We start from the raw sequence: 13,812 nt of genomic DNA, 5'->3' as shown, positions 1-13,812 counted from the left end.
ACGTGCTCCCTAAAAACCAAGGCTGGACAGCAGATCGTCGACATCGTCCTGACCGGACACGACGTCTTCACGCTTATCGGCATGAATCTGCGGACCTTCACCCCGAGTCGGATGTTTTTCTTGATCTTTTTCAGCACGCAGCTGCTGGTGGTCATGTTCGATACCGGCAAAACGGTCGACCTGACTGGCCATCAGCACGAGCTTGAGCAGATTGCTTTCTACTTCGGTGACCAGCGCCGTGACGCGCTTGATCACCTGGCCGGTCAGGTCTTGGTAGTCCTGGGCCAGCAAGATATCGTTGAGGTGCCCCGAAACCTTACGGTTACCTTCGGCGCTGTGTGTCAGGAAGCTGTCGACCCGTTTGACCAGGTCGCGAAACTCTGGCGCAGCCACTTCGCGGCGCATGAAACGCTGCCAGTCGGCGCTCAGCGCCTGGGCCTCAGCTGCCAGCTCATTGAGCACGGGCGTGCCCGCCTCGACCAGGTCCATGGTGCGATTGGCCGCACCCTCGGTCAGCTTGACCACATAGGACAAGCGCTCGGTGGCGTCGGTGATCTGCGAGACTTCTTCAGCCTGCGGCATGGACGGGTCGATCTGGAAGCTGACGATGGCACTGTGCAGCTCACGGGTGAGCTTGCCGACTTCCTGGTACAGGCCTCGGTCACGGGTCTGATTAAGCTGATGAATCAGCTGAACAGCCTCGCCAAAACGGCCGCGCTCAAGGCTCTCGACCAGTTCCTGGGCATGCTTTTTCAGGGTCGATTCGAACTCACCCAGCGATGTATTGTTTGACTCCATGGTGCCCCCTGGCGTGACTTAGCCGTTCACGCGTTCGAAGATCTTTTCGATCTTTTCTTTGAGCACCTGGGCAGTGAAAGGCTTGACCACGTAGCCATTGACGCCGGCCTGGGCCGCTTCAATGATCTGCTCGCGCTTGGCCTCGGCGGTGACCATCAGCACTGGCAAGTGCTTGAGGCGGTCATCGGCACGCACCTGACGCAGCAGGTCGATGCCGCTCATGCCGGGCATGTTCCAGTCGGTTACCAGAAAATCGAACGCTTCGCTGTGCAGCATCGGCAACGCAGTGGTGCCGTCGTCGGCTTCCTTGACGTTGGTGAAGCCCAGATCACGCAGCAGGTTCTTGATGATCCGCCGCATCGTCGAGAAGTCGTCAACGATGAGGATTTTCATGTTTTTGTCCAATTAGACCTCCAAGCAGTCTTAAACGCGCTCGGCCCCGAGCGCGCATTCAATCAATTCGGTACAAGGTGAAACGACTGCATCGAAACTGCGCTCAGCGTGCCCGCCATTCGCCCAGACGGCTGCGCAGACGCGCTGCGCATTGGCTGTGCAACTGGCTGACACGTGATTCGCTGACCCCCAGCACCTCACCGATTTCCTTGAGGTTCAGCTCTTCGTCGTAGTACAGCGCCAGCACCAGCCGCTCGCGTTCCGGCAGGTTGGCGATCGCGTCGGTCAGCGCAGCCTGGAAGCGCTCGTCTTCCAGGTCGCGTGACGGCTCGACCTGGCCGCTGGCGCCGTCCTCGTGCAGCCCTTCGTGCTCGCCGTCCTGCAACAGGTCGTCGAAACTGAACAGGCGGCTGCCCAGGGTATCGTTCAGGATCCCGTAGTAATCATCGAGACTCAGTTGGAGTTCGGCAGCAACCTCGTAATCTTTAGCGTCGCGACCACTTCTTGCTTCAACCGCGCGCATTGCGTCACTGACCATACGGGTATTGCGGTGCACCGAACGCGGCGCCCAGTCGCCCTTGCGGACTTCATCGAGCATGGCCCCGCGGATGCGGATGCCGGCATAGGTTTCAAAACTGGCGCCCTTGCTGGCGTCGTACTTGTTGGCCACTTCGAGCAGGCCGATCATGCCGGCCTGGATCAGGTCTTCGACCTGGACGTTGGCCGGCAGGCGCGCGAGCAGGTGGAAGGCAATGCGCTTGACCAGCGGCGCGTAACGCTCGACCAGCTCGTACTGGGCGTCCTTGGACGCCTTGCTGTACATCTTGAAACCGCTCGCACTCATAGCACTGGTCCCGCACTGGTGGGTTGCACCAGACGCTCGACGAAAAACTCCAGGTGTCCGCGTGGATTGGCCGGCAACGGCCAGCTGTCGACCTTCTGCGCGATGGCCTTGAACGCCAGCGCGCACTTGGACCGAGGGAAGGCTTCATAGACCGCCCGCTGCTTCTGTACCGCCTTGCGTACACATTCGTCGTACGGCACGGCGCCGACGTATTGTAGGGCGACGTCAAGGAAGCGATCCGTGACCTTGGTCAACTTGGCAAACAGGTTGCGCCCTTCCTGCGGGCTCTGGGCCATGTTCGCCAGCACGCGGAAGCGGTTCATCCCGTAGTCGCGGTTGAGCAGCTTGATCAGTGCGTAGGCGTCGGTGATCGAGGTCGGCTCATCGCACACCACCAGCAGGACTTCCTGCGCGGCGCGGACAAAGCTCACCACCGAATCACCAATGCCGGCGGCGGTGTCGATCACCAGCACGTCGAGGTTGTCGCCGACTTCGCTGAAGGCCTGGATCAGCCCGGCGTGTTGCGCGGGCTGCAGGTGCACCATGCTCTGCGTGCCGGAGGCAGCCGGGACAATCCGCACACCGCCAGGTCCCTGCAGCAGCACATCGCGCAGCTCGCAGCGGCCCTCGATGACATCGGCCAGGGTGCGCTTGGGCGTGAGCCCGAGCAGGACATCGACATTGGCCAGGCCAAGGTCGGCGTCCAGCAGCATGACCCGGCGGCCCAGCTCGGCCAACGCCAGGGACAGGTTTACTGAAACGTTAGTCTTGCCGACGCCACCTTTGCCACCGGTCACGGCGATCACTTGTACGGGATGCATGCTACCCATATCTGTTCTTTACCTTGTCTCGCTTGGACCGAGGCCACATGAAGGGCTGTTCTCAAAGCCCTTGATGTAGGTACTTTTCACTTCGTTCATCCTCAACCCGCGCGCTTGCCAGAGTTGTGGTAGAGATCAGCGAACATGTCGGCCATCGCCTCTTCGCTGGGGTCTTCCTGCATTTGCACACTGACCGCCCGGCTGACCAACTGATGCTTGCGCGGCAGGTGCAGGTCGTCAGGAATGCGCGGGCCATCGGTGAGATAGGCCACGGGCAGTTCATGACTGATGGCCAGGCTCAGCACTTCGCCGAGACAAGCCGTTTCATCAAGCTTGGTCAGGATGCAGCCGGCCAGGCCACAGCGCTTGTAGCTGTGGTAGGCCGCGGTCAGCACCTGTTTCTGGCTGGTGGTGGCCAGTACCAGATAATTCTTCGCGGCAATGCCGCGGCCGGCCAGGGTCTCGAGCTGCATGCGCAGGGCCGGGTCGCTGGCCTGCAGGCCAGCGGTATCGATCAGCACCACGCGCTTGCGCAGCAGCGGCTCCAGCGCCTGGGCCAGGGACTCGCCCGGGTCGACGTAGGTCACCGACACGTTAAGGATCCGGCCAAGGGTCTTGAGCTGCTCCTGGGCGCCAATGCGGAAGCTGTCCATGCTCACCAGGGCCAGGTTGCTGGCACCGTACTTGAGCACGTAGCGCGCCGCCAACTTGGCCAGGGTGGTGGTCTTGCCCATGCCGGCCGGGCCGACCATGGCGATCACTCCACCCTCCTCGATCGGTTCGATTTCCGGCACATCGATCATCCGCGCCAGGTGCGCCAGGATCATCCGCCAGGCTTGCCGGGGTTCATCGACCTCGCCAACCAGATCAAGCAGTTCACGCGCCAGCGCACCGGTCAGGCCGACCCGCTGCAGGCGACGCCAGAGGTTGGCCTGCATCGGCTTGTTGCCCTGCAACTGGCCCCACGCCAGCGAGCCGAGCTGCACTTCGAGCAGTTCGCGCAAGCCCGACAGCTCTTCGCGCATGGCATCGAACAGGCGTGGATCAACCGGTGCCAGGGCAGCTGCGGCGGGCACCGGTGGTACCTCCACATGCGCCTCGACCAGCGGCTCGGAAGCGGTCAGCGACAGCCCGGCAAACAACTGCCGGTTGCCTTCGTCGGTATCGGTGCGGTTGCTCAGCTCGGCCTGGGCGGTAGCGATGCGCGAGTGGGTCTTGCGCAGCTCGTCTTCGAGCTCGACATTGGGCACGCGCGGGGCCAGGGCCGACAGCTTGTAGTCCAGCGCGGCCGTCAGCTCGACACCGCCGGCAATGCGCCGGTTACCGATGATGGCGGCATCGGAGCCAAGCTCATCCCGGACCAGCTTCATGGCCTGACGCATATCGGCGGCGAAAAAACGCTTAACTTGCATAACCCACTACCTCAGCCGTTGGGGCCCACGGTGGCAACGATGGTGACTTGCTTGTTGTCAGGTATTTCCTGATACGCCAAAACATGCAAATTCGGTACAGCCAGGCGACCGAAGCGCGACAACATTGCGCGAATCGGCCCGGCTACCAGAAGAATAGCGGGTTGGCCCTGCATCTCCTGACGCTGGGCCGCTTCGATCAGCGAACGTTGAAGCTTCTCGGCCATGCTCGGTTCCAGGAGAACACCATCTTCCTGACCTTGCCCGGCCCTCTGCAGACTATTGAGCAAAATCTGTTCCAACCTTGGTTCCAAGGTGATCACAGGCAGCTCGGACTCAACGCCGACAATGCTTTGCACGATGGCGCGACACAATCCGACGCGCACTGCCGCCACCAGCGCGGCGGTATCTTGACTCTTGCCGGCGTTGTTGGCGATCGCCTCGGCGATACTGCGAATGTCGCGTACCGGCACCTGCTCGGAGAGCAACGCCTGCAGGACCTTGAGCAGCCCCGACAAGGAAATGACACCTGGCACCAGCTCTTCGGCAAGTTTAGGCGATGCCTTGGCCAGCACCTGGAGCAATTGCTGGACTTCTTCGTGGCCAATCAGCTCGTGACAGTGCTTCTGCAGGATCTGGTTCAAGTGCGTCGCGACCACCGTGCTGGCGTCGACCACGGTATACCCCAGCGACTGCGCCTGGGCCCGCTGACCGACATCGATCCACACCGCCTCCAGGCCGAAGGCAGGGTCACGTGCGGCGATGCCGTTGAGGGTACCGAACACCTGGCCTGGGTTGATCGCCAGCTCGCGGTCGGGATAGATCTCCGCCTCGGCCAGGATCACCCCCATCAGCGTCAGCCGATAGGCGCTGGGCTGCAGGTCGAGATTGTCGCGAATGTGCACTGTCGGCATGAGGAAGCCGAGGTCCTGGGAGAGCTTCTTGCGCACCCCCTTGATCCGCGCCAGCAACTGCCCGCCCTGGTTGCGGTCGACCAGCGGAATCAGCCGGTAACCCACCTCAAGGCCGATCATGTCGATCGGAGTCACGTCATCCCAGCCCAGCTCCTTGGTTTCCATGGCGCGCTGCGGCGAAGGCAGCAGATCTTGCTGGCGCTGCACTTCGGCCAGCGCCTTGACCTTGCTTGCCTGCTGCTTGCGCCAGACCAGGTAGGCAGCGCCGGCCGCTACCACGCCCAGGCCGAGGAAGGCCACGTGGGGCATGCCCGGCACCAGGCCCATGACGATCATGATCCCGGCCGCAACCGCCAAGGCCCGCGGCGAGTCGAACATCTGCCGGTTGATCAGCTTGCCCATGTCCTCGGAGCCCGAGGCCCGGGTAACCATGATCGCGGCGGCGGTGGACAGCAGCAACGACGGCAATTGCGCCACCAAACCGTCACCGATGGTCAACAGAGCGTAGACCTTGCCGGCCTCGCTGAATGGCATGCCGTACTGCAGCATGCCGATCAGCATGCCGCCAATCAGGTTGATGAACAGAATCAGCAGGCCGGCGATAGCATCACCACGAACAAACTTGCTGGCACCGTCCATCGAGCCGTAGAACTCGGCCTCCTGGGCTACTTCGCTGCGGCGGGCCTTGGCCTGCGCCTGGTCGATCAGGCCGGCATTAAGGTCGGCGTCGATGGCCATCTGCTTGCCGGGCATGGCGTCGAGGGTGAAACGCGCGCTGACCTCGGAGATCCGCCCGGCACCCTTGGTCACCACCACGAAGTTGATGATCATGAGGATGGCGAACACCACCGCACCGACCACATAGTTACCGCCGATCACCACTTCACCGAAGGCCTGGATCACCTTGCCCGCGGCCTGGTGGCCCTCATGGCCGTGGAGCATGACCACCCGGGTCGAGGCGACGTTGAGCGCCAGGCGCAGCAGGGTCGCCACCAGCAGGATGGTCGGGAATGCGGCGAAATCGAGTGGGCGCAGGGCGTAGACGCAGACCAGCAGGACCACGATCGACAGGGCGATGTTGAACGTGAAGAACACGTCGAGCAGGAATGGTGGAATCGGCAACATCATCATTGCCAACATCACCAGCAGCAGCAGCGGCACACCCAGGTTGCCCCGACCGAGGCCGGCCAGGTTGTTGCGGGCGTTGCTGATTAACTGAGTGCGATCCACCGCGAGTCCTCTTCGAGCAAAAACTTTGACGCCGTCAGGGCGACTGGCGCTGTCTTTGCAAGAAGCTGTCCAACTTTGGCCTGGGCCTCTCAGTACCGGCCTTTTCGCGGGGCAAGCCCCAATTTGCGCCAATGAAAACGTGCTGATCCGGTAGGGACAACGGCGATTACCCGCATTGGGATTGTATGTGGCTGTGAGTCAGCTGGTGAGGGCTTCGCCCTCATTTCGCGACACAAGGCCGCTCCCACAGAGACCGCGCCAGCTTGAGGTTTAGTGAAAGGCAGTTGCTCACACAGAGACCGCGCCAGCTTGGGAGCAGCAGGGCTGCCGGACAGGTCGCGATGGGCTGCGACGCGAGCCTAAACCAGACAACCCGACCTCAACTGTCGCGGCGCAGATCCGGCGGGATCGGCAGATCTTCCTTCAACGGCTCCGGCCGCTTGCCCTTGCCCGCGCGGAACTGGCGGATCTGGAACACATAGGCCAGCACCTGCGCCACCGCCAGGTACAAGCCCGCCGGGATCTCCTGCTCAACCTCGGTCGAGTAAAAGATCGCCCGCGCCAGCTCCGGCGACTGCAGGATCTGCACCTTGTGCTCGGCACCAATCTCGCGGATCTTCAACGCGATGAAGTCGGTGCCCTTGGCCAGCAGCAGCGGCGCTGCCGCCCCACCCTTCTCAGGGTCGTACTTCAACGCCACCGCATAGTGAGTCGGGTTGGTGATGATCACGTCCGCCTCGGGGATCGCCGCCATCATCCGCCGCTGGGACATCTCCCGCTGCAACTGACGAATCCGCTGTTTGACCTCGGGCCTGCCGTCGGAGTCCTTGTGCTCGTCGCGCACTTCCTGCTTGGTCATCTTCAGTTTCTTGTGCGTCTGCCACAGCTGGAACGGCACGTCTGCCGCCGCAATCAGCAACAATCCCGACGCCATCCACAAGGCACTCCAGCCCACCACCTGAATGCTGTGAATGATCGCCTGTTCCAAGGGTTCATTGGCAATCGCCAGCAGCGCATCACGGTCCTTGGACAGCACCACCAACCCCACCACCAGGATCAGCACAAACTTGGCGATGGCCTTGATCAGCTCGGTCAAGGCATTGAGCGAGAACATCCGCTTGATCCCGGCCAACGGATTCATCCGACTGAATTTTGGCTGCAGCAGGCTGCCGGAAAAGATGAACCCACCCAAGGCGATCGGCGCCACGAACGAGATCACGAACAGCAGCACCAACAGCGGTTGGACCGCCCACAAGGCCTTTTCGCCGGAGGCCAGGAGCAAGGTACTCATGGTCCGCTCATCCATCAGCACTTCACGCGACAGGGTGAAGTTCATGTGCATGAGGTCCATCAGGGTTTCGGCCATATGCCCGCCGAACGCCAACAGCCCGCCTGCCCCACCCAGGGTCACCGCCACGGTATTGAGCTCCTTGGAACGGGCGATTTCACCTTTCTTGCGCGAGTCCTTCACCCGCTTGTCGGTGGGATCTTCTGTCTTGTCCTGACCGCTTTCGCTCTCGGCCATGGTCAGCGCGCCCTTGCCAGTTCACGCAGCCATTGCAGCGCTTCAGTGACCAACTCCTGGTAATGGGCATGGATATCGGCCAAGCCTACCCAGAACATCCAGATACCCAACACCAGGGTCAACGGAAAACCAATCGAGAAGATGTTCAACTGCGGTGCAGCGCGGGTCATCACCCCAAAAGCGATGTTGACCACCAGCAGCGCCGCGATCACCGGCAGGATCAGCAGCAAGCCGGCACCGAACACCCAGCTCATGCGCCCGACCATCTCCCAGTAGTGATTGACCACCAGGGCACTGCCCACCGGCAAGGTGGTGAAACTTTCAGTGAGGATCTCGAATGCCACCAAGTGACCATTCATGACCAGGAACAGAATGCTTACCAGCATGGTCATGAACTGGCTGACCACTGCCACGTTGACGCCGTTGGCCGGATCGACCATGGACGCGAAGGCCATACCCATCTGCACCGCGACGATCTGCCCGGCAATCACGAAGGCCTGGAACAGCAGCTGCAAGGAAAAACCGAACAAGGCGCCGACGATGACCTGCTCGCCGCACAGGAGCAGGCCGCGCAGGCTCAGCGGCTCGAACTCGGGCAGCGGTGGCAGCCCCGGCACGATCGCCACGGTGATGGCCACCGCCGCGTACAGGCGGACCCGCGCCGGCAGCATCTTGGTGCCGAAGATCGGCATGGTCATCAGCACCGCAGTCACCCGAAACAGCGGCAACATGAAGGTGGCAACCCAGGTGCCGATCTGCGCAGCGCTCAGCTCCAGCATGGTCTTCTCACCCGATCAGCAGCGGGATGTTGTTGTACAGGTTGAGGAAGTACTCCATGAACTTGGTCACCAGCCAAGGCCCGGCGACAATCAGCGTCACCAGCATCACCAGCAGGCGCGGAAGGAAGCTCAGGGTCTGTTCGTTGATCTGCGTGGCGGCCTGGAACATGGCCACCACCAAGCCCACCAACAGGCTCGGCACGACCAGTACGGCAACCATCAGGGCGGTCAGCCAGAGCGCATCACGGAACAGGTCAACGGCGACTTCAGGTGTCATGCAAGGCTCTCCTTGACGGCGTCAGACGCCGCCGAAACTGCCAGCCAGGGTGCCCATGATCAGCGCCCAGCCGTCAACCAGGACGAACAGCATGATCTTGAACGGCAGGGAAATGATCAGCGGCGACAGCATCATCATACCCATCGCCATCAGTACACTGGCGACCACCATGTCGATGATCAGGAACGGGATGAAGATCATGAAGCCGATCTGGAAGGCGGTCTTCAGCTCCGAGGTGACGAACGCCGGCACCAGGATAGTCAGCGGGGCCTGCTCGGGGCTGGCGATGTCGGTGCGCTTGGACAGGCGCATGAACATGTCCAGGTCGCTCTGCCGGGTCTGCGCCAGCATGAAGTCCTTGAGCGGGCCCTGGGCCTTGTCGATGGCCTGCTGGGCAGTCATCTGCTCGTTCAGGTAGGGCTGCAGGGCATCCTGATTCACCTTGTCGAACACCGGCGCCATGATGAACAGGGTGAGAAACAGGGCCATGCCGGTCAGCACCTGGTTCGACGGGGTCTGCTGCAGGCCCAGCGCCTGGCGCAGGATCGAGAAGACGATGATGATCCGGGTGAAGCTGGTCATGAGGATGACAAACGCCGGAATGAAGCTCAGCGCCGTCATGATCATCAGGATCTGCAGGCTGACCGAATACTCCTGCTGGCCGTCCGCCCCACTGGACAGGGTAATGGCCGGGATCGACAGCGGGTCGGCGGCCAAGGCCAACGGCGCGGCCATCAGCAGCGCCAGGGTCAACAGTACGCGCAGGGCGCCGGTCATCACTTCTTGTCCTTCTGATCCTTGCCCATCAGCTCCAACAGCCGCTGGGCGAACTCTGGCGCGGCCGGACGGGCACCGCTTGGCACCTCGACCGGCTCGGCCAGCACATGCAGGGCCTCGATGCTGCCCGGGGTGTGCCCGATCAGGATCTGCTCCTTGCCCACCTGCACCAGCAACAAGCGGTCGCGCGGGCCGATGGCGCGGCTGCCGACGATCTCGATCACCTGCCCGCCGCGCGGCGCCGCACCTTGCATGCGCCGCAGCAGCCAGGCCAGGAAGAAGATCAGGCCGACCACCAGCAACAGGCCCAGGACCATCTGCGTCAGCTGTCCACCCAGGCTGCCGGGCGGCGTGCTCGCAACAGGGGCGCCCGCCACCTGGGCAGCGATCGCCGCTTCACTGGCCAGCAGCGTCGCGGCGGCCATCACGGCGCGCATGACAGGCTTCACTCAGCGCAGCTTCTTGATGCGTTCGCTTGGGCTGATCACGTCGGTCAGGCGGATGCCGAACTTCTCGTTGACCACCACCACTTCGCCGTGAGCGATCAGGGTGCCGTTGACCAGCACGTCCAGCGGCTCGCCGGCCAGCCGATCAAGCTCGATCACCGAGCCCTGGTTGAGCTGCAGCAGGTTGCGGATGTTGATTTCGGTACTGCCGACTTCCATCGAGATGCTCACCGGGATGTCCAGGATCACGTCCAGGTTCGGCCCTTCGAGGCTGACATTCTCGTTTGGCTTGGGCGAGCTGGCGAACTCTTCCATCGGCAGGCGACCCGAGCCGCCGCCATCACCGGCCAACAGGGCGTCGATATCGGACTGCCCGGCATCACCGGTTTCTTCCAGGGCCGCAGCCCACTCGTCGGCCAGGGCCTGGTCCTCGGCAGAGGTGATCTCGTTTTCGTTAGCCATAAAATCCTCGACAGGCATTCAATTCGGGGGTTGCGACCGGCACGCCGTCAGCGGCGCTCGATCGGATCGATGATCTGCAGCGACAGGGTGCCCTTGTGCGAGCCCAGGCGTGCCTTGAACGACGGCACGCCATTGGCGCGCACGACAAGGTGCTCTGGCAGCTCTACCGGGATCACATCGCCTGGCTGCATGTGGAGGATGTCGCGCAGCTTCAGCTGGCGCCGGGCCACGGTCGCTGTAAGCGGTACGCTGACGTCCAGGACGTCCTCGCGCAGGGCCTTGACCCAACGCTCGTCCTGGTCGTCCAGATCGGACTGGAAGCCGGCATCGAGCATCTCGCGCACGGGTTCGATCATCGAGTACGGCATGGTCACGTGCAGGTCGCCGCCGCCACCGTCGAGTTCGATGTGGAAGGTCGATACCACCACCGCCTCGCTCGGGCCGACGATGTTGGCCATGGCCGGGTTGACCTCGGAGTTCATGTACTCGAAGTTGACCGGCATGATCGCCTGCCAGGCTTCCTTGAGGTCGACGAAGCACTGGTCGAGGACCATGCGCACCACGCGCAGCTCGGTCGGGGTGAACTCACGCCCTTCGATCTTGGCGTGACGGCCGTCGCCGCCAAAGAAGTTGTCGACCAGCTTGAACACCAGCTTGGCGTCGAGGATGAACAACGAGGTGCCACGCAGCGGCTTGATCTTGACCAGGTTGAGGCTGGTCGGGACGTACAGCGAATGCACGTACTCACCAAACTTCATCACCTGCACACCGCCCACCGCGACGTCAGCGGAACGCCGCAACAGGTTGAACATGCTGATCCGGGTGTAGCGGGCGAAACGCTCGTTGATCATTTCCAGGGTCGGCATGCGCCCGCGGACGATCCGGTCCTGGCTGGTCAGGTCGTAGCTCTTGACGCTACCCGGCTCGGCAGCGGTCTCGGTCTCTACCAGGCCATCGTCCACGCCGTGCAACAGCGCATCGATCTCATCCTGGGACAGCAAGTCCTGTACGGCCATCTCGGACTCCTACTGCAATACAAAATTGGTGAACAGCAGCTGGTCGATGACCGGCTTGCCGACTTCCTTCTGCGCCACTTCCTGGACCACCACGGTGGCCTTCTGGCGCAGCATCTCCTGACCCACCGAACTGCTCGCCAGGGTGTCGAAGCCTTGACCGGAGAACATCATCACGAGGTTGTTGCGGATCACCGGCATGTGCACCTTGAGCGCATCCAGGTCAGCCTGGCTGCGGCCCTGCAAGCTGATACTCACCTGCATGTAGCGCTGGCGGCCGTTCTGGTTGAAGTTGACCACGAAGGCCGGGGTCAACGTCTCGTAGATCGCGGCCGGCTTGGCACTGGCCAGGGCGGGGTCTACTGCCGGCGCGGCATCACTCTTGTGCATGATGAACCAGGTGGCACCGACCGACAGGCCGATGGCCAGCAGCAAGGCGCCGGCCAGCATCAGGATCAGCTTGAGTTTGCCTTTCGTGGCGGGGTCTTTCACTGCGTCGCTATTCGCCATGCCAATAATCCGTCGTCCAGCTGGGGTAGAAAGGAGGATGACGTGGCTTGAGCAAGTGTTATGCCAGAATTCCTATGACGGCCGAACAGACTTCCGCATCAGCGGACTGAAGTGATATCTGCGGTGAGCATACGGGGGCTGCTGCGCAGCCCTTTCGCGACACAAGACTGCTCCCACAAGTAGGTAGCAGGCAGGGCGCGATAGCGTCGCCGTACCTGTGGGAGCGGCCTTGTGTCGCGAAAGGGCCGCGTAGCGGCCCCAGCATTGGTGCTTTCACCGAAGAAATACAGGTAACGCACAGAAGGCCTTCAGGCGTAGTAATCCACCGCGCTGTCGCCGATGACCACCTGTTGCTCCATTGGCCGCGCAGCTTCGGCCGTACCGCCCTGCTCCGCCGCTGCGGCTTCAGCCCGTCGCGCGGCAACCCCGGACAACTGCGAAGCGTCCTGCTGGGCCTGCTGTTGCTGGCCCCGCGACTGATCGGCGACGCTCACATCCGGCTGCGCCAGCCCTTGCTGGGCGAACAGCTCGCGCAAGCGGTGCAACTGGCTGTCGAGCGTATCGCGCACGCCAGCATGGCCGCTGATGAAGGTGACCTGGGTCGACTGATCCGTCGCGACATTGACGCGGATGTCCAGGCGCCCAAGCTCAGCTGGCTCGAGCTGGATATCAGCAGACTTGAGGTTCTGACTGGAGAGATACATGACGCGGTTGACCAGCCCCTCAGTCCAGGCGCCCTGGTTCATGGCCAGCGGCTGGTGCAGCGGCGCCGGGGTGGCAGGCACGGCATTGGCGGTCTTGGCCGTGGCGGCCTGGGTCAGGTTGGCCAGGCGATCGGCAAAGTTGTCGACGCGGGTATCACTGCTGGCACTCTTGGTGTCTTTCAGGCCGTCTTCAAGCAGATTGCCAAACGCATTATCGCCAGGCTCGGATTCGCCGCCCTCCGCCTCGGCCTGGCCGACCAGATTCGCCAAGGTATTGACGGCTGCCTGATCGTCACTGGCTGGTTGAGCGCTGGCGTGCGCCGAGGTAGTGCCCTTTGCCTGGGCGCTCTGTTCGAGCGCCAGGCGCAGCGTGGGCAGCCCCGCCAGCGCATCGGCCTCAGGATCAAAGGCCTCCTCTACAGCTTCTTCTACAGCCGTTGCCGCGGGCTGTAGCGCCACCGCCTGGAGCACCGGCGCAACGGCCTCGGCCTGAGCCTGGATCAATTGCGCACCAGGCTGCGCGTCGCTGACCTGGCCGGCCACCAGGTTGGCGTCGAGCGATCCGGCGCTATCACTTTGCGCGCTATCGGCCGCCTGCTGAGACGGATCATTGGCTGGCAACTTATTGCCGTCAGCGGCAACCGCCGGCTTGTCGCCGGCGTCTTTGTTGCCGCTGGGCGCGCTGCCCTGAGTACCTTTTGGCCGGCCTTGGGCAACCTTGTCGTCTGCCTGCCTGGCCATCACCTGATCGAAGCCCTTGCCCTGCTCGCCCGCCGTACGCTGTGGCTTGTCGGCCATGGCAGCGCTCGCGCGCGACGATGCACCTGCGACGTTGGCTTGCAACAAAGGGTTGGGTGAAACAGGCATTGAACGTCTCCGCGCCGGAAGGCATAACAGTCATCTGAGCAGA

The 13,812-nt window shown here is 62.6% G+C and carries 15 protein-coding genes; all 15 read right to left on the bottom strand.

The window, feature by feature from the left end; all coding sequences use genetic code 11:
- Positions 1-9: 9 nt before the first annotated feature.
- The 15 genes from J3B00_RS09955 to J3B00_RS09885 all read right to left on the bottom strand — a co-directional run bounded on the left by J3B00_RS09955 (position 10) and on the right by J3B00_RS09885 (position 13,769).
- Positions 10-798 (bottom strand): protein phosphatase CheZ, encoded by a 789-nt coding sequence (locus J3B00_RS09955; protein ID WP_209867207.1) that lies wholly within the window; start codon positions 796-798, stop codon positions 10-12.
- Positions 799-816: 18 nt separating this feature from the next.
- Positions 817-1,191, bottom strand: a complete 375-nt coding sequence (locus J3B00_RS09950; RefSeq protein ID WP_209867205.1) for a chemotaxis response regulator CheY — start codon at positions 1,189-1,191, stop codon at positions 817-819.
- Between the two features lie 103 nt (positions 1,192-1,294).
- Positions 1,295-2,035: an RNA polymerase sigma factor FliA gene (gene fliA, locus J3B00_RS09945; protein ID WP_209867203.1), complete on the bottom strand. Its 741-nt coding sequence runs from the start codon at positions 2,033-2,035 to the stop codon at positions 1,295-1,297.
- Positions 2,032-2,865 (bottom strand): flagellar synthesis regulator FleN, encoded by an 834-nt coding sequence (gene fleN / locus J3B00_RS09940; RefSeq protein ID WP_209867200.1) that lies wholly within the window; start codon positions 2,863-2,865, stop codon positions 2,032-2,034. The genes fliA and fleN overlap by 4 nt, the downstream gene beginning before the upstream one ends.
- Positions 2,866-2,957: 92 nt before the next feature.
- Positions 2,958-4,268, bottom strand: a complete 1,311-nt coding sequence (flhF, locus tag J3B00_RS09935) for a flagellar biosynthesis protein FlhF (RefSeq protein WP_209867198.1) — start codon at positions 4,266-4,268, stop codon at positions 2,958-2,960.
- An 11-nt stretch (positions 4,269-4,279) separates the two neighbouring features.
- The gene (gene flhA, locus J3B00_RS09930) at positions 4,280-6,409 is read right to left on the bottom strand and encodes a flagellar biosynthesis protein FlhA (RefSeq protein WP_209867195.1); all 2,130 of its coding nucleotides are present in this window, start codon (positions 6,407-6,409) and stop codon (positions 4,280-4,282) included.
- A gap of 379 nt (positions 6,410-6,788) precedes the next feature.
- The gene (gene flhB / locus J3B00_RS09925; protein WP_209867193.1) at positions 6,789-7,934 is read right to left on the bottom strand and encodes a flagellar biosynthesis protein FlhB; all 1,146 of its coding nucleotides are present in this window, start codon (positions 7,932-7,934) and stop codon (positions 6,789-6,791) included.
- A gap of 2 nt (positions 7,935-7,936) precedes the next feature.
- On the bottom strand, positions 7,937-8,713 hold the full coding sequence (gene fliR, locus J3B00_RS09920) for a flagellar biosynthetic protein FliR (RefSeq protein WP_209867191.1): 777 nt from the start codon (positions 8,711-8,713) through the stop codon (positions 7,937-7,939).
- A gap of 7 nt (positions 8,714-8,720) precedes the next feature.
- Positions 8,721-8,990: a flagellar biosynthesis protein FliQ gene (gene fliQ / locus J3B00_RS09915; RefSeq protein WP_209867188.1), complete on the bottom strand. Its 270-nt coding sequence runs from the start codon at positions 8,988-8,990 to the stop codon at positions 8,721-8,723.
- A 21-nt stretch (positions 8,991-9,011) separates the two neighbouring features.
- Positions 9,012-9,767, bottom strand: coding sequence for a flagellar type III secretion system pore protein FliP (gene fliP / locus J3B00_RS09910; protein WP_209867186.1), 756 nt, complete (start codon positions 9,765-9,767; stop codon positions 9,012-9,014).
- Positions 9,767-10,204, bottom strand: coding sequence for a flagellar biosynthetic protein FliO (fliO, locus tag J3B00_RS09905; RefSeq protein WP_209874728.1), 438 nt, complete (start codon positions 10,202-10,204; stop codon positions 9,767-9,769). The genes fliP and fliO overlap by 1 nt, the downstream gene beginning before the upstream one ends.
- Positions 10,205-10,216: 12 nt before the next feature.
- Positions 10,217-10,675, bottom strand: a complete 459-nt coding sequence (gene fliN, locus J3B00_RS09900) for a flagellar motor switch protein FliN (RefSeq protein WP_209867184.1) — start codon at positions 10,673-10,675, stop codon at positions 10,217-10,219.
- Between the two features lie 47 nt (positions 10,676-10,722).
- The gene (gene fliM / locus J3B00_RS09895; RefSeq protein ID WP_209867182.1) at positions 10,723-11,691 is read right to left on the bottom strand and encodes a flagellar motor switch protein FliM; all 969 of its coding nucleotides are present in this window, start codon (positions 11,689-11,691) and stop codon (positions 10,723-10,725) included.
- A gap of 9 nt (positions 11,692-11,700) precedes the next feature.
- Entirely contained in the window at positions 11,701-12,198 is a 498-nt protein-coding gene (fliL, locus tag J3B00_RS09890) for a flagellar basal body-associated protein FliL (protein WP_209867180.1), read from the bottom strand.
- Between the two features lie 308 nt (positions 12,199-12,506).
- Positions 12,507-13,769: a flagellar hook-length control protein FliK gene (locus J3B00_RS09885; protein ID WP_209867178.1), complete on the bottom strand. Its 1,263-nt coding sequence runs from the start codon at positions 13,767-13,769 to the stop codon at positions 12,507-12,509.
- Between the last annotated feature and the right edge of the window lie 43 nt (positions 13,770-13,812).

It is taken from the genome of Pseudomonas sp. BP8 (genome assembly GCF_017875955.1).
Lineage (GTDB): Bacteria > Pseudomonadota > Gammaproteobacteria > Pseudomonadales > Pseudomonadaceae > Aquipseudomonas.
Note: the sequence above shows the minus strand (reverse complement) of the source record. Positions and strands in the feature narration are given on the sequence as shown.